Source organism: Stenotrophomonas sp. NA06056 (genome assembly GCF_013364355.1).
In the GTDB taxonomy this organism is placed as follows: Bacteria; Pseudomonadota; Gammaproteobacteria; order Xanthomonadales; family Xanthomonadaceae; genus Stenotrophomonas.
Map to the genome: position 1 here is coordinate 1,239,730 of NZ_CP054931.1, position 14,345 is coordinate 1,254,074.

At 66.6% G+C, this 14,345-nt stretch carries 16 protein-coding genes; 9 read left to right on the forward strand and 7 right to left on the reverse strand.

The window, feature by feature from the left end; all coding sequences use genetic code 11:
* Positions 1-29 precede the first annotated feature (29 nt).
* Both apbC and dcd read left to right on the forward strand, forming a co-directional pair.
* On the forward strand, positions 30-884 hold the full coding sequence (gene apbC / locus HUT07_RS05340) for an iron-sulfur cluster carrier protein ApbC (protein WP_176020057.1): 855 nt from the start codon (positions 30-32) through the stop codon (positions 882-884).
* A 79-nt stretch (positions 885-963) separates the two neighbouring features.
* Positions 964-1,530, forward strand: coding sequence for a dCTP deaminase (gene dcd / locus HUT07_RS05345; RefSeq protein ID WP_089236335.1), 567 nt, complete (start codon positions 964-966; stop codon positions 1,528-1,530).
* 65 nt (positions 1,531-1,595) lie between these two features.
* Here dcd and HUT07_RS05350 read toward each other — a convergent pair whose 3' ends face one another.
* The 3 genes from HUT07_RS05350 to HUT07_RS05360 are packed head-to-tail and all read right to left on the reverse strand — an operon-like array spanning position 1,596 to position 2,869.
* Positions 1,596-1,763 (reverse strand): DUF5668 domain-containing protein, encoded by a 168-nt coding sequence (locus HUT07_RS05350; protein WP_025876120.1) that lies wholly within the window; start codon positions 1,761-1,763, stop codon positions 1,596-1,598.
* Positions 1,764-1,778: 15 nt separating this feature from the next.
* Entirely contained in the window at positions 1,779-2,201 is a 423-nt protein-coding gene (locus tag HUT07_RS05355; RefSeq protein ID WP_176020058.1) for an HIT family protein, read from the reverse strand.
* Positions 2,198-2,869 (reverse strand): dienelactone hydrolase family protein, encoded by a 672-nt coding sequence (locus tag HUT07_RS05360; RefSeq protein WP_176020059.1) that lies wholly within the window; start codon positions 2,867-2,869, stop codon positions 2,198-2,200. The genes HUT07_RS05355 and HUT07_RS05360 overlap by 4 nt, the downstream gene beginning before the upstream one ends.
* 206 nt (positions 2,870-3,075) lie before the next feature.
* Between HUT07_RS05360 and rimO the strand changes: the two genes are divergently transcribed.
* Entirely contained in the window at positions 3,076-4,437 is a 1,362-nt protein-coding gene (gene rimO, locus HUT07_RS05365) for a 30S ribosomal protein S12 methylthiotransferase RimO (RefSeq protein WP_100553120.1), read from the forward strand.
* Positions 4,434-5,255: a DUF3025 domain-containing protein gene (locus tag HUT07_RS05370; protein ID WP_176020060.1), complete on the forward strand. Its 822-nt coding sequence runs from the start codon at positions 4,434-4,436 to the stop codon at positions 5,253-5,255. The genes rimO and HUT07_RS05370 overlap by 4 nt, the downstream gene beginning before the upstream one ends.
* 43 nt (positions 5,256-5,298) lie before the next feature.
* Here HUT07_RS05370 and greB read toward each other — a convergent pair whose 3' ends face one another.
* Positions 5,299-5,814: a transcription elongation factor GreB gene (greB, locus tag HUT07_RS05375; RefSeq protein WP_176020061.1), complete on the reverse strand. Its 516-nt coding sequence runs from the start codon at positions 5,812-5,814 to the stop codon at positions 5,299-5,301.
* Positions 5,815-5,892: 78 nt separating this feature from the next.
* Entirely contained in the window at positions 5,893-7,398 is a 1,506-nt protein-coding gene (locus HUT07_RS05380; protein WP_176020062.1) for a helicase HerA-like domain-containing protein, read from the reverse strand.
* Between the two features lie 122 nt (positions 7,399-7,520).
* On the opposite strand from HUT07_RS05380, the gene HUT07_RS05385 reads away from it, so the two are divergent.
* Complete coding sequence (locus tag HUT07_RS05385; RefSeq protein ID WP_025876135.1) at positions 7,521-9,131, forward strand: transglycosylase SLT domain-containing protein; 1,611 nt, start codon at positions 7,521-7,523, stop codon at positions 9,129-9,131.
* A 23-nt stretch (positions 9,132-9,154) separates the two neighbouring features.
* A complete protein-coding gene (locus tag HUT07_RS05390) occupies positions 9,155-9,502 on the forward strand; it encodes a ribonuclease E inhibitor RraB (RefSeq protein ID WP_099819030.1) in 348 nt (115 codons plus the stop codon).
* A gap of 92 nt (positions 9,503-9,594) precedes the next feature.
* Here the strand turns inward: HUT07_RS05390 and asd are convergent, their stop codons facing one another.
* Positions 9,595-10,437, reverse strand: a complete 843-nt coding sequence (asd, locus tag HUT07_RS05395; RefSeq protein ID WP_025876139.1) for an archaetidylserine decarboxylase — start codon at positions 10,435-10,437, stop codon at positions 9,595-9,597.
* Complete coding sequence (locus HUT07_RS05400; RefSeq protein WP_176020063.1) at positions 10,434-11,084, reverse strand: SCO family protein; 651 nt, start codon at positions 11,082-11,084, stop codon at positions 10,434-10,436. Before HUT07_RS05400 ends, asd begins: the two co-directional genes overlap by 4 nt.
* Before the next feature lie 123 nt (positions 11,085-11,207).
* On the opposite strand from HUT07_RS05400, the gene prmB reads away from it, so the two are divergent.
* From prmB to HUT07_RS05415, 3 genes are read left to right on the forward strand one after another with little or no spacing between them, the layout of a single operon-like run.
* Positions 11,208-12,137, forward strand: a complete 930-nt coding sequence (gene prmB / locus HUT07_RS05405; protein ID WP_025876143.1) for a 50S ribosomal protein L3 N(5)-glutamine methyltransferase — start codon at positions 11,208-11,210, stop codon at positions 12,135-12,137.
* Positions 12,134-13,237: a chorismate synthase gene (aroC, locus tag HUT07_RS05410; RefSeq protein ID WP_176020064.1), complete on the forward strand. Its 1,104-nt coding sequence runs from the start codon at positions 12,134-12,136 to the stop codon at positions 13,235-13,237. The genes prmB and aroC overlap by 4 nt, the downstream gene beginning before the upstream one ends.
* Positions 13,230-14,267, forward strand: coding sequence for a D-glycerate dehydrogenase (locus HUT07_RS05415; protein WP_176020065.1), 1,038 nt, complete (start codon positions 13,230-13,232; stop codon positions 14,265-14,267). Before aroC ends, HUT07_RS05415 begins: the two co-directional genes overlap by 8 nt.
* Positions 14,268-14,345: the final 78 nt, after the last annotated feature.

Consider the following 14,345-nt stretch of genomic DNA (forward strand, 5'->3'; position numbering starts at 1 on the left):
TATCCCCCTCGATACCGCTGGTGCCCGTTGTGAACAGTTCTCCCCGCCGCCCCCATGCCAGCCAGGTCCAGAAGGGACTGACGCCACATGCCCGCATCCGCAATGTCATTGCGGTCGGCTCGGGCAAGGGCGGTGTCGGCAAGTCGACCACGGCGGTCAATCTCGCCGTTGCCCTGCAGCAGCTCGGCGCGCGCGTCGGCGTGCTTGATGCGGATATCTACGGCCCCAGCGTGCCGGCGATGCTGGGCCTGTCCGGTCGCCCGGAAAGTCCGGACAACAAGAGCATCGAGCCGATGCGTGCCTTCGGCGTGGACACCATGTCGATCGGCTATCTGGTCGAGGACGAAACGCCGCTGATCATGCGCGCACCGCGCGCGACGGCGGCGCTGACCCAGCTGTTCGAAGACACGCTGTGGGACGATCTGGACTACCTGCTGATCGACCTGCCGCCGGGCACCGGTGACATCCAGCTGACGTTGGTGCAGAAGATCCCGCTGGCCGGCGCGGTGATCGTCACCACGCCGCAGGACATCGCCACGCTGGATGCGAAGAAGGCGCTGAAGATGTTCGAGAAGGTGGAGGTGCCGGTGCTGGGCGTGGTCGAGAACATGGCCGTGCACACCTGCAGCAACTGCGGGCACGTGGAGCATCTGTTCGGCGAGGGCGGTGGCGAGCGCATGGCGGCGCAGTACGGCGTGCCGCTGCTGGGGTCGTTGCCGCTGCAGATCGGCATCCGCGAGCAGGGCGATGCCGGCACCCCGATCACCGCCGCGCAGCCGGATTCGGCGGCGGCCCAGGCCTACCATCGCGCGGCCCAGCGTCTGGTCGAGGAGGTGGGCAAGCGCCCGCGCGCCTCGATCCCGATCCTGTCCTCGCTGCTGTAAGGGCCCGCTGGCGGGGCTGCGGCGGTGACGCCCGGCCCCCTGTTAGAATCCTCGCGCCCCCTTGCACCCAGGACAGAGCATGAGCATCAAGAGTGACCGTTGGATCCGCCAGATGTCCGAACAGCACGGCATGATCGAGCCGTACGAGGCCGGGCAGGTCAAGCAGGTCAACGGCGAGCGCATCGTCAGCTACGGCACGTCCAGCTACGGCTACGACGTGCGCTGCTCGCGCGAGTTCAAGGTGTTCACCAACATCAACTCGACGATCGTCGACCCCAAGCATTTCGATCCGGGCAGCTTCGTCGATATCGTCGGTGACGAGTGCATCATTCCGCCGAACAGCTTCGCGTTGGCGCGCACGGTCGAGTATTTCCGCATTCCGCGCGACACGCTGGTGGTGTGCCTGGGCAAGAGCACCTATGCGCGCTGCGGCATCATCGTCAACGTGACCCCGCTGGAGCCGGAGTGGGAAGGCCACGTGACCCTGGAATTCAGCAACACGACGCCGCTGCCGGCGCGGATCTACGCCAACGAAGGCGTGGCGCAGATGCTGTTCTTCCAGTCCGATGAAGTGTGCGAGACCTCGTACAAGGACCGCGGCGGCAAGTACCAGGGCCAGACCGGCGTGACCTTGCCGCGCACCTGAAGGTAGCGCCGGGCGACGCCCTGCGTTTTCCGTGATCACAAAGGCGGCGCATGCGCCGCCTTTGCTTATTTGCCGCGACCGAACAGGATCGCGATGCCCACGGCCACCAGGCCGAGCGGCCACCAGGTCAACAGCAGGCGCGACAGGTTCAGGTTGGTCCAGCCCAGGTTGCTGGCCAGCATGAACAGGCCGATCAGGATCAGCAGGATGGCGGCGACGATATTGAATCGCATCGGGTCGGCACTGGCTCAGGAATGGGCCGGATATCCTAGCCGTTCCTTCCAGTAGGCGACATGCTGGTCCAGCGCGGCCGGCTCATAGCGGTGCGCCGGGCCGCTGCCCCATACCGGTCCCGGCCATGCCGGATCGCCGTCGTGGCGTCCGATCACGTGGAAATGCAGTTGCCGCACGATGTTGCCCAGCGCACCGATGTTGATCTTCTCCACCCCGTCGGAACCATGCAGGGCCTTGCAGGCGCGGTTGAGCTCGGTGCGCAGCTTGTCCTGCTGCTCGCCGTCCAGCTCGATCCACTCGGTCACCCCGGGCAGGCGCGGCACCAGGACCAGCCAGGGGAATCGTTCGTCGTTCATCAGTCGCACTTGCGACAACGGGCCTTCGGCTACCAGCACGCTATCGGTGGCCAGGCGTGAATCGAGTTCGAAATCGCTCATCCAAGATGCTCCGAGAAGAAGTCCAGGGTGCGTTGCAGCGCCAGGGCGGCGCTGTCTGGATCATACGCATGTCCGACCTCGCGGTTGAAGGCATGGTCGGCGGGATAGACGTAGGTCGCCATCTGCGGCAGCTTCTCGCGGTGGGCCTGGATCGCCTCCGGCGGGATGCTCTTGTCCTGCGCGCCGAAGTGGAACATCACCGGGGCCTTCGGTGTTTCCTCCAGGAACTGCACGTTGCGCGCCCCGTAGTAGCTCACCGAGGGCAGGCCCAGGCGCAGCGCGGACAGAAGCGCGACGCTGCCGCCCCAGCAGTAGCCCACCGTGCCGACCTTGCCGTGCGGGGCCAGCCGGGTGGCGGCGGCGCGGACCACTTCCAGTGCCTTCTCCATGCCCAGGGCAGTGACCCGTTCCAGGCCATCCTTTACGCCTTCAGGGCTGTAGGGCAGGGCGTCCGGATCGGCCTCGGGGCCGTCGACCAGGTCGAAAAACGACGGCGCCAGCACCGCATAGCCCTCGGCCGCGAAGCGCTCGGCGACGCCGCGGATGTGCGGGTTGGCGCCGAAGATCTCCTGCACCACCACCAGGCCGCCACGCGGGGTGCCTTCGGGCAGCGCCTGCCAGGCGCGGACCGGGCCATGATGCGTATCCAGGGTGATCCATTCGGACATCGGGGTGTACCTCGTTGCAGGGGGCAGGCCTGCATTGTCGGTGTTTGGCGGGTTAGCGCGATGTCAGCGGTTGTGCGGGATCGGGCGATTCACGCGATTCAGAGGCGGCCGTCCAACCCCGGTATACTGGCGCCCTTTCAGGCCCCGGCCCCCAGGTCCCCCTGCCATGCCGGCAGGGGCCCAGGCCCCCAGAGTCCCGCGATTCCATGTCCCAGCTGAACCCCAAAGTCGGCTTCGTCAGCCTTGGCTGCCCGAAGGCCCTCGTCGATTCCGAGCGCATCCTCACCCAGCTGCGGTCGGAAGGCTACGACATCGTGCCGTCCTACGATTCGGCCGACGTTGTGGTGGTCAACACCTGTGGCTTCATCGATTCGGCGGTGACCGAATCGCTGGATGCGATCGGCGAGGCGATGAACCAGAACGGCAAGGTCATCGTCACCGGCTGCCTGGGCAAGCGCCCCGAGCAGATCCGTGAGGCGTACCCGAACGTGCTGGCGGTGTCCGGGCCGCAGGACTACCAGAGCGTGATGGAAGCCGTGCATGCGGCGCTGCCGCCCAAGCACGATCCCTTCGTGGATCTGGTGCCGGACTACGGCATCAAGCTGACCCCGCGTCACTACGCTTACCTGAAGATTTCCGAGGGCTGCAACCACCATTGCAGCTTCTGCATCATTCCCTCGATGCGCGGCAAGCTGGTCTCGCGCCCGGTCGATGACGTGCTGCGCGAAGCCGAGCGCCTGGTGCGCGGCGGCGTGCGCGAACTGCTGGTGGTTTCGCAGGACACCTCTGCCTACGGCGTGGACGTGAAGTACGCCGAGAAGATGTGGCGCGACAAGGCCTACCAGACCCGCTTGAAGGCACTGTGCGAAGGTTTGTCCGAGCTGGATGCATGGGTGCGCATGCACTACGTCTATCCGTACCCGCACGTCGATGACGTGGTGCCGCTGATGGCCGAGAACCGCATCCTGCCGTACCTGGATATTCCGTTCCAGCACGCCAGCCCGCGCATCCTGCGCCTGATGAAGCGCCCTGGCGCGGTCGAGAAGACCCTGGAGCGCGTGCAGAACTGGCGTCGTATCGCGCCGGACATCACCGTGCGTTCCACCTTCATCGTCGGTTTCCCGGGGGAAACCGAGGCTGAGTTCGAAGAGCTGCTGTCGTTCCTGGACGAAGCGCAACTGGATCGCGTGGGTGCGTTCGCCTACTCGCCCGTCGAGGGCGCCACGGCCAACAACCTGCCGGACCCGGTGCCGGAAGAAGTGAAGCAGGAGCGCTTGGCGCGCTTCATGGAAAAGCAGGCGCAGATTTCGGCGTCGCGTCTGGAAGCCAAGATCGGCACGGTGCAGCAATGCCTGGTCGATGCCATCGAAGGCGATATCGCGGTGGCCCGTTCCAAGGCCGATGCGCCGGAGATCGACGGCCTGGTGCATATCCAGAACGCCGACCAGGTTGCGCTGCGCGTGGGTGAGTTCGTCGACGTGGAAATCACCGAGAGCGACGAGCACGATCTGTACGGCGACGCACTGCCGCCGACCACGCGCCCGGCATTCGACCTCAAGGTGCTGTGACCGGAGCAAAGGCTGCTGATAGCGGCCCACGCCGCTTCGTAGCACCGCTGCGCACGGCGGTGGATCGGGCTGCATTCGATCATCCGCTGTTTGCCGGTGTCGCGGAATTCGGTGACCTGCTGGCGGCAGTGGACTGGCCGCGCGTGTCCGACCTGGACGCGCGCCTGGCGCTGTCGGGCAAGCGCTTTGTCGAGCAGGATGCGGCGCTGCTGGCCGACGGCCTGCACTACGAAACGCGCATCGCCGAAGGGCGCATCGCAACCCGTGCCGAGAACTGGCACGACCTGTTCAATGCCCTGGCCTGGGCACGCTACCTGCCGATCAAGCGCGCACTCAACACGCAGCAATGCCGGCATATCGAGGGTATGGCCGCAGGGCAGCGCAACCGCGCGCAGGCCGCGCTGACCCAGTTCGATGAAACCGGCGTGGTGGTGCGCGTGCGCGATCCGGCGTTGCTGGCGAGCTGGGATGCCCACGATTGGCGCACGTTGTTCGAACCGATCCATTGGCAGTCAGGGCGGATTGCCATTGCCGCTGTATTTGGTCATGCGCTGATGGAGCAGGCGCTGTTGCCGGGGCGGCTGCTGGTGGGTAAATGCATCGTGCTGCAGGGCGATGACGATGCGGGTTGCATCGGCGCGGTCGCCCAGGCCATCGACGAGGGCAGGGTGCTGCTCGACCCTCTGGAGCTACGTCCGCTGCCAATGGCGGGCATTCCGGGCTGGCATGCCGGTCAGGCGCCAGCCTTCTACGCGAACGACGACTACTTCCGCCCTCTGCGCGACGGGCGTCGTTACCCGCCACCGCTGCCGCTGTAGAGCCGGGCCGATGCTCGGCTGAGCACCACTGTCCGCTGGAGGCTCAGCCCTTGGCCGCAGCCTCGTACTCGACACCGATCACCGCAAAGGTGTGGTGACCGCTAGGCAGTTCCACCGAAAACTCATCATCCAGGCGCTTCTTCAACAGGGCCCGCGCCAACGGCGAGTCGATGCTGATCCAGCCCAGTCCGGCATCGGTCTCATCCGGCCCGACGATGCGATAGCGGCTGGTCTGCCCGCTGTCCACGTTCTCCAGCTCCACCCACGCACCGAAGAACACCGCCTGCGGATCGGTCGGCGTGGTGTCGACCACGCGCAGTGATTCCAGGCGTTTGGTCAGGTAGCGCACGCGTCGATCAATCTCGCCCAGCTGCTTCTTGCGGTAGGTGTATTCGGCATTTTCCGAGCGATCCCCCTCTGCTGCTGCGGCGGCCAGCGCTTTCACCACTTCGGGTCGGCGCACACGCCACAGGTCATCCAGCTCGGCCTTCAAGCGTGCATGGCCGGCGGCGGTGATCAGCGCGGTGCTCTTTTCTGCAGGGGGACGCCAACGCGACATGTAATACGGCTTCTCGTACGGAATGAAACAACGACGGCGCGCCCTTGCCGGCGCGCCGCGGAGGTACTGGCGGGGTTCTCAGCGCTTGCCGCCGAAGATGCCACCCAGGATGCCGCGCACGATCTGGTTGCCCAGCTTGGTACCGACCGTACGCGTGGTCTGCTTGGCCATCGTCTCGATCATGCCCTGGCGGCGCTTGGTGCCGAAAATAGCGTCCTTGATCGACTGCCCGAAGCCACCTTCCTGCGCCTCGTCCTGTTCACGGCTGCGCGCAGCCGGCGCATCGGTTTTCTCGACGGCCTTCTGCGCGCGCTGCGCCAGCAGTTCGGCGGCCGATTCGCGGTTGATGGCGGTGTCGTAGCGCGTGCCGACCGGGCTGCCTGCACGCACCTGCGTACGTTCGGTCTCGGTGACCGGTCCCATGCGGCAGCGCGGCGGGGCGATCATCGTCTGCTGCACCGGCATCGGCACGCCCTTGTCCTGCAGCGTGGACACCAGCGCTTCGCCGGTGCCGAGCTGACTGAGCACCTTCACCACATCCAGCTTGGGGTTCGGCACGAAGGTCTCGGCGGCGGTCTTCACCGCCTTCTGGTCGCGCGGGGTGAAAGCGCGCAACGCGTGCTGCACGCGGTTGCCGAGCTGGCCGAGGATGTTGGCCGGCACGTCGTCGGGGAACTGCGAGCAGAAGTACACGCCCACGCCCTTGGAGCGGATCAGTCGCACCACCTGTTCGATGCGCTGTACCAGTGCGGGGGGCGCATCGTCGAACAGCAGGTGCGCTTCGTCGAAGATGAAGACCAGCTTCGGCTTGTCGAGGTCGCCCACTTCCGGCAGCTGCTCGAACAGTTCCGACAACAGCCACAGCAGGAAGGTGGAGTACAGCTTGGGCTTGAGCACCAGCTGGTCGGCGGCCAGGATGCCGATGACACCGCGGCCATCATGGTTGACCCGCATGACGTCGGCCAGTTCCAGCGCCGGTTCGCCGAAGAAATGCTCGCCGCCGTCCTGCGCCAGGCGCAGCAGGGCGCGCTGGATGGCGGCCACCGATTGCGCGCTGACCAGACCGTACTCGGTGGAAATGTCCTTGCGCTCCTCGGCCACCAGGCCGAGGAGGGCGCGCAGGTCGTCCGTGTCCAGCAGCAGCAGGCCGCGGTCATCGGCCAGCTTGAACACGATGTCGAGCACGCCGGCCTGGGTGTCGTTCAATTCCAGGATGCGTGCCAGCAGGGTCGGACCCATCTCGCTCACGGTGGTGCGCACCGGATGGCCCAGCTTGCCGTAAAGATCCCAGAACACGGTGGGGCTGGCCGCGGGGGCGTAGTCGCTCACGCCGATCTCGGCCGCGCGCTTGAGCAGGTTCTCAGCGCCGGTACCCGGCACGGCCAGGCCGGACACATCGCCCTTCACATCGGCCAGGAATACCGGCACCCCGATCCGCGAGAATCCCTCGGCCAGGGTCATCAGGGTCACGGTCTTGCCGGTGCCGGTAGCGCCGGCCACCAGCCCATGGCGGTTGCCGAGTTTCGGCAGCAGGGTGACAGCCACATCGTCGGTGATGCCTTTGCCGAGCAGAATCGGATCCATGGTCCAGCCCTTGTGATGAATGTGCCAATGTTAACCGCCGACGGTGACGGGTCGAATGTCGGCTTGCCCCGACCTTGGCCGCGCCGCTACTCTGCCTGCCTGTTTCATACACAGTGCCACCAATGCCCGTTCCTGTCCTGATTTCCCGCACCTGGCCGCTGCTGGCCCTGGCCGGCCTGGTTTCCCTGGCACCGGAGGCCCACGCACAGCGGGTTTCGGCCCGGGACAAGGTGAAGGTGGATGCACTGCAGCAGCGCATGACGGCTGCCGAGAAGCGCTACAGCGATGCCGTGCTGCTGGTGGCCAACGCCGATCCGAAGGGTCGCAACGAGGCCGATGCCGCGCTGGAGGACATGGAAGATGTCATCAGCGAGTGCGTGAAGCAGAAGGGCTGCCAGATGAGCAACATGCTGGCGACCTACAAGCGGTTGCTCAAGCATGACGCCGATGCCGCCGCCGATGATGACGTGGCCGATGAGGCTGGCGACCGCCTGGAGGCCGATCCGGACCATGTCGGCCCGCTGGCTGCCGACGTACCCGAAGCGGCCCGCGCAGCGGCGCTGTTGAACGACAAGCGCCATGCCTTCGACAACATGGTCGAGTACAACCCGGCCGTGCAGGCCGGCATCCGCCGCTGGCTGACCGACATGCGCCCGGCGCTGATGACCACCTACGAGAACTACCAGAACCTGCGCGCAGTGATGTGGCCGGAATGGGAAAAGCGCGGCCTGCCCGAGGCGCTGCTGTTCGGCATCATGGCCAAGGAGTCCAACGGCCGCGTGCATGCGTCCTCACGCGCCGGCGCCGCGGGCCTGATGCAGTTCATGCCGGCCACTGGCCGCCGCTTCGGCCTGGGCCCGGACGGTACCGGTTTCGATACCCGCTTCGATGCGCGCAGCGCCGCCGAAGCCAGCGCGACGTACCTCAACGAGCGCATGCGCGAGCTCAACAACAACGTCGAACTGTCGTTGGCCGGCTACAACGGTGGCGAGGGCCGCGCGGCGCGGGTCTACAAGCAGTACCCGGGCCAGAGCTTCTGGGTGGACAGCGTCTACAACCAGTTCCCGGGCGAGACCAAGGACTACGTGCCGATGGTGATCGCCGCGTCCTGGATCTTCCTGCACCCGCAGCAGTACGGCGTGGAGTTCCCGAAGATCAACGCACAGCCGGCCACCATCCGCTTGGCCCGCTCGACCACGATCTACGAGCTGACCATCTGCCTGGGCAGCCATGGCACCCGCGATGGCTACATGCGCGCACTGCGCAACCTCAATCCGCGCTATGAGGCCGATGGCTGGATTCCGGCCGGCACCCTCATCAACGCCACCAACCGCATTGCCGGCCTGTACGCGCGCAACTGCGTCAGCGGCCCGCGTGCGGATCTGGCTCGCACCCTGATCACCGCCGACCTCAATGCGGCGATCGTGCGCCCCAGCGCTGCCAGCTACACCGGCAGCGTGGCCGTGGGCGGGGTGGTGCCGGTGGTCGATCCCAATGCCGCCAGCAGCGTGCCGACCACGCCTGCCGCGCCCGTGGCTGCGCCGCGCCCCGCGCCGGCACCGCGCGCCAAGCCGGCCCGCAGCTACAAGGTCGGCAAGGGTGAGACCCTGGGCCGGATCGCCGCGAAGTTCCAGTGCGATGTGCCGGTGCTGGCCCGCGCCAATGGCCTCAAGGCCCCCGGCTACAGCCTGCGCCACGGCCAGGTGCTGAAGCTGCAGGGCTGCGACAAGTAATCTTTCCGCAATCTGGATATCGCATGGACCTCGAAGACACCCGCAACCTGTTCACCAACCTCCGTGAGAACACCGACTGGGACCTGGACGCTCCGCTGCTGTGGGGGTACTTCTTCGTGCACTCCACCGCCGAGCCGCTGCAGGCACTGGGCACCCACCTGCAGGCGCAGGGGTATGTGCTGGTGGAACTGTTCGAGCAGGAGCCGGAGGACGGTGACGCTGCATTCCACGTGCTGCACGTGGAGCGCGTGGAAGTCCACGACGAAACCTCGCTGGACAAGCGCAACCAGGAACTGAGCGCGCTGGCCACGCAGATGGGCGTCGAAGACTACGACGGCATGGACGTCGGCCCGGCGCCGACCCTGCAGTAACGCCCGCATCCGGTAGTGCCGGCCGCTGGCCGGCAGCTTTCGATGCGTTGGATCAACGGCGGTGCCGGCCAGCGGCCGGCACTACCGGAGGATCAGCGCAGCTTCGCCAGTGCCTGGCCCAGCTGCACCGGATGCTCTGCATCCAGGTGGGGGGCGAATTCGGCCACGCCTGGCGGCAGCAGCACGATCACGGTCGAGCCGTAATTGAAGCGCGCCATCTCTTCGAAGCGCTGCAGCGTGATGCCGCGGCCGCGGTAATCCTTGCGGGTGATGCGGTCGCCGTAGTGCGGAATCTCTTCGCCGCTCCATACTGTTTCCACGCCCGACACCAGCAGCGCACCGACCATCACGCTGACCATCGGGCCGAAGCTGGTGTCGAAGTGGCAGACCAGGCGTTCGTTGCGTGCGAACAGACCGGGCACGTTGTTCACCGCGGCGGGGCCGACGCTGAACAGACGGCCGGGCACGTGTACGGTTTCGCGCAGGGTGCCGGTCCACGGCATGTGCACGCGGTGATAGTCGCGCGGCGACAGGTACACCGTGGCGTACAGGCCCTCGTTGAACGGCTTGGCGTCCTCTGCGCTGCCCAGCAGTTCGGCGGCCGTGAAGGACTGGCCCTTGGCCTGGAAAATACGCCCGGCGTCGATCTTTCCGAGCTGGCTGATGCGGCCGTCGGCCGGCATCACCAGGCTGCGTGGATCGGCATCGGCCACGCGCGCACCCGGCTTCAGCGCACGGGTGAAGAACTGGTTGAAGGTCGGGTAGCTGCGCGGGTCCGGATTGGCCGCTTCATCCAGGTTGACGTTGAACTTGCGGGTGACCGTGTCGATCAGCCAGCGCGATACGCGCGGGTTGTCCGAGTACGCCAGCGAACGCGCCATCGAGGACAGCAGGCGGTGGGGCAGGACGTACGTCAGGGCGGTGGTCAGACTCATGGGGCGGATTTCTCGGTCAGCTTCTGCAGGTCGCGGGCGATTGCCGGCGCATTGAACGGGGGGCGCACCAGGCCGGCAAGCCGGCCCTGCGGATCGAGCACGGCCAGGCTGGCGGAGTGCTCCAGGGTGTAATCCTCGGGGTTCTCGTCGAAGTGCTTGCCCGGCACCTTCTGGAACACGAAGCCCAGCGAGGTGGCAAAGCGCTCCAGCGAGGGGACGTCGGCGGTCGCCGCCAGGGTGTCCTTGTGGAAGCCGTGGGCGTACTCGCCGAGACGGGTTGCGGTGTCGCGCTCGGGGTCGACCGAGACGAACAGCACGCGCGGGCGCAGGCCGTCGGGCAGGGCCTCCCACTGGTTCTGCGCACCGGCCAGCTCGGCCAGGGTGGTCGGGCACACGTCCGGGCAGAAGGTGAAGCCGAGGAACACCAGTGTCCAGTGGCCCTTCAGTTCGCCGGGAATCAGGCGCGTGCCGTCGGACTGGGCCAGGTTGTAGTCGGGCAGGGCACGCGGCTGCGGGTACAGGGTGATCGCTTCGGTGGCCGGCTGCCCGGCCGGCGGCTTCGGCGCGAACACCTGCTGGGCGGCGAGCAGGCCAAGGCCCGCTGCCAGAGCGATCAGCAGGATGATGCCGACGTTGCGATTGAACATGGGATTCCGCCGCAGGAAGTGGCCACCATCATACCGGCTGCGGCTGGATCGTTTCTGCCGCAACGGATGCCGGCGCAGGCGGCAACCCCTATAATCGGGGGCCACTTTGCCCGCAGTACCGCCATGACCGCTGAAACGGCCGCCGAACTCCACACGATCATCGATCTGATCCGCTACGGCACCAGCCGTTTCAATGCTGCGGGCCTGACCTTCGGGCACAGCTACGACAATGCCTTGGACGAGGCCACCCAGCTGGTGCTGCACGGCCTGCACCTGCCGCACGACCTCGGCCCGGCCTATGGCCAGGCGCGCCTGCTGCGGGAAGAGAAGCTGGCGGTACTGGAGCTGTTCCAGCGCCGCATCGACGAGCGCATCCCGGCCGCCTACCTGACCGGTGAAGCCTGGTTCGCCGGCCTCAGCTTCAAGAGCGACACGCGTGCCCTCGTGCCGCGTTCGCCGATCGCCGAACTGATTGAATGCGGCTTCGAGCCGTGGCTGGCTGGTCGCGATGTCAACCGCGCGCTGGACCTGTGCACCGGTTCGGGCTGCATCGCCATCGCCATGGGCCACTACTACCCGAACTGGGAAGTGGACGGCGTGGACCTCAGCGATGAGGCGTTGTCGCTGGCCGAAGAGAACAAGGAGCGCCTGCAGGCGCACAACGTGACCCTGCTGAAGTCGGACCTGTTCAACGGCCTGACCGGCCGCCATTACGACCTGATCGTCACCAACCCGCCGTACGTCACCAACGACGAGACCGATGCCCTGCCGCAGGAATACTCCTACGAGCCGGAGATGGGCCTGCGTGCTGGCGACGATGGCCTGGACCTGGTGCTGAAGATCCTGCGCGACGCCCCGCTGCACCTCAGCGAGGACGGCCTGCTGATCTGCGAAGTGGGCGAATCCGAACAGCACCTGATCAAGCTGCTGCCGGAAGTCGATTTCGCCTGGGTCGAGTTCAAGGTCGGCCAGATGGGCATCTTTGCGGTCGAGTGCCGCGAGCTGATCGCCCACAGCGCCCGCATCACTGAACTGGCGGCACAGCGCCCGTGAGCTCCAATTCGTTCGGCAAGCTGTTCACCGTCACCACGTTCGGCGAATCGCACGGGCCGGCCATCGGCTGCGTGATCGATGGCTGCCCGCCGGGGCTGGCGCTGGACGCGGCCGAATTCAGCCACGACCTGCAGCGTCGCGCTACCGGCAAGAGCCGGCATACCTCGGCGCGGCGCGAGGCCGACGAGGTCGAGATCCTGTCCGGGGTGTACGAAGGGCTGACCACCGGCACCCCGATCGCGCTGCTGATCCGCAATACCGACCAGCGCAGCAAGGACTACAGCAATATCGGCCAGCAGTTCCGTCCGGGGCATGCTGATTACAGCTACTGGCACAAGTACGGCATCCGCGACCCGCGTGGCGGCGGCCGTTCCTCGGCGCGCGAGACCACCATGCGCGTGGCCGCAGGCGTAGTCGCCAAGAAGTGGCTGGCCGAACGCTTCGGCATCACCGTGCGCGGTTACCTGTCGCAGCTGGGCGAGATCACCCCGGCCGGTTTCGACTGGTCGGTGGTCGAGGACAACCCGTTCTTCTGGCCGCACGCCGCACAGGTGCCCGAGCTGGAGGCGTACATGGATGCGCTGCGCAAGTCCGGTGATTCGGTCGGCGCCTGCGTGGACGTGGTCGCCGACAATGTGCCGCCGGGCTGGGGCGAGCCGATCTACGGCAAGCTCGATGGCGAGCTGGCCGCCGCACTGATGAGCATCAACGCGGTGAAGGGTGTGGAGATCGGCGACGGTTTCGCCAGCGCCATGCAGAAGGGCACGGAACACCGTGACCTGTTGACCCCGCAGGGCTTTGCCAGCAACCATGCCGGCGGCGTTCTCGGTGGCATCTCCACCGGCCAGCCGGTGGTCGCGTCGATGGTGCTCAAGCCGACCTCCAGCCTGCGCCTGCCCGGTGAGTCGCTGGATACGGCTGGCAATGTGGTCGAGGTGGTCACTACTGGCCGCCATGATCCCTGCGTCGGCATCCGCGCCACGCCCATTGCCGAGGCGATGATGGCCCTGGTGCTGATGGACCAGGCATTGCGCCACCGTGCGCAGTGCGGTGACGTCGGCACCATCACTCCGCGCATTCCCGGCCAGCTTGATGGCTGATACGCGGCCGACGGTATGGGTGAGCCAGCCGCTGATCGATGCGGCCATCGCGCCGCTGCGTGATCGTGTGCAGCTGCGCACCACCGATACCGTCACCGCGTGGTCGCCACAGCAGATCGCCGCACAGCTGGCGGTCGTTGACGGTGCGATCATCACCCTCAACGAGCGCATCGGCGCGGCGCAGGTTTCCGATGCGGCGCAGCTGCAGGTGATCGCCAACGTCGGCGTCGGCTACAACAATCTGGATGTCGATGCGCTCAGCACCGCCGGCATCCTCGCCAGCAACACCCCGGACGTCCTCACCGAAACCACCGCCGATCTCGGCTTCGCCCTGCTGATGGCCACCGCGCGCCGGATCACTGAATCCGAGCGCTGGCTGCGCGAAGGTCACTGGGGACAGTGGTCGTTCCAGACCATGCTCGGTGCTGACATCCATGGCAGTACGCTGGGCATCCTCGGCATGGGTCGCATCGGCCAGGGCATCGCCCGTCGCGGTGCGCACGGTTTCGGCATGAAGGTGCTGTACCACAACCGATCGCGCTTGCCGGCCGAAACCGAGGCCGCGCTCGGCGCCACCTACGTGGACCTGGACACGCTGCTGGCGCAGTCCGACCATCTGGTCACCGTGTTGCCGTACACCCCGGCCTCGCACCACATCATCGATGCGGCCGCGCTGGCGAAGATGAAGCCCTCGGCCACGCTGGTGAACATCGCCCGCGGCGGCATCGTCGACGAACTGGCTTTGGCCGATGCACTGGCCTGCGGTCGTCTGGCGGCGGCCGGCCTGGATGTCTACGAAGGCGAACCGAACGTGCGCGCGGAACTGCTGGCGCTGCGCAACGTGGTGCTGACCCCGCATATCGGCAGCGCTTCGCTGGCCACGCGCACGGCCATGGTGCAGATGGCCGTGGACAACCTGCTTGCCGGTCTTGGCCTGGACGGCAGCCCGTCGCGCATGCCGAGCGCGATCAACGCCGACGCGGCGCTTGCCGCGCGCGCGACCTCGGGCAAAAAAATCGGCAAACGATAGGGAACCTTCGCGCGTCTCGCTTGAGAAGGTTCCCCGAACCCAGCTGTCGTGCACGATTTTCCCATCCCCGTTTTTTGT

What these genes read in the sequence shown, in the direction of transcription:
- dcd (WP_089236335.1), top strand. Translation starts at nt 964, where the DNA reads ATGAGCATCAAGAGTGACCGTTGGATCCGCCAGATGTCCGAACAGCAC.
- HUT07_RS05350 (WP_025876120.1), bottom strand. Translation starts at nt 1,763, where the DNA reads ATGCGATTCAATATCGTCGCCGCCATCCTGCTGATCCTGATCGGCCTG.
- HUT07_RS05355 (WP_176020058.1), bottom strand. Translation starts at nt 2,201, where the DNA reads ATGAGCGATTTCGAACTCGATTCACGCCTGGCCACCGATAGCGTGCTG.
- HUT07_RS05360 (WP_176020059.1), bottom strand. Translation starts at nt 2,869, where the DNA reads ATGTCCGAATGGATCACCCTGGATACGCATCATGGCCCGGTCCGCGCC.
- rimO (WP_100553120.1), top strand. Translation starts at nt 3,076, where the DNA reads ATGTCCCAGCTGAACCCCAAAGTCGGCTTCGTCAGCCTTGGCTGCCCG.
- greB (WP_176020061.1), bottom strand. Translation starts at nt 5,814, where the DNA reads ATGTCGCGTTGGCGTCCCCCTGCAGAAAAGAGCACCGCGCTGATCACC.
- HUT07_RS05380 (WP_176020062.1), bottom strand. Translation starts at nt 7,398, where the DNA reads ATGGATCCGATTCTGCTCGGCAAAGGCATCACCGACGATGTGGCTGTC.
- HUT07_RS05385 (WP_025876135.1), top strand. Translation starts at nt 7,521, where the DNA reads ATGCCCGTTCCTGTCCTGATTTCCCGCACCTGGCCGCTGCTGGCCCTG.
- HUT07_RS05390 (WP_099819030.1), top strand. Translation starts at nt 9,155, where the DNA reads ATGGACCTCGAAGACACCCGCAACCTGTTCACCAACCTCCGTGAGAAC.
- asd (WP_025876139.1), bottom strand. Translation starts at nt 10,437, where the DNA reads ATGAGTCTGACCACCGCCCTGACGTACGTCCTGCCCCACCGCCTGCTG.
- HUT07_RS05400 (WP_176020063.1), bottom strand. Translation starts at nt 11,084, where the DNA reads ATGTTCAATCGCAACGTCGGCATCATCCTGCTGATCGCTCTGGCAGCG.
- prmB (WP_025876143.1), top strand. Translation starts at nt 11,208, where the DNA reads ATGACCGCTGAAACGGCCGCCGAACTCCACACGATCATCGATCTGATC.
- HUT07_RS05415 (WP_176020065.1), top strand. Translation starts at nt 13,230, where the DNA reads ATGGCTGATACGCGGCCGACGGTATGGGTGAGCCAGCCGCTGATCGAT.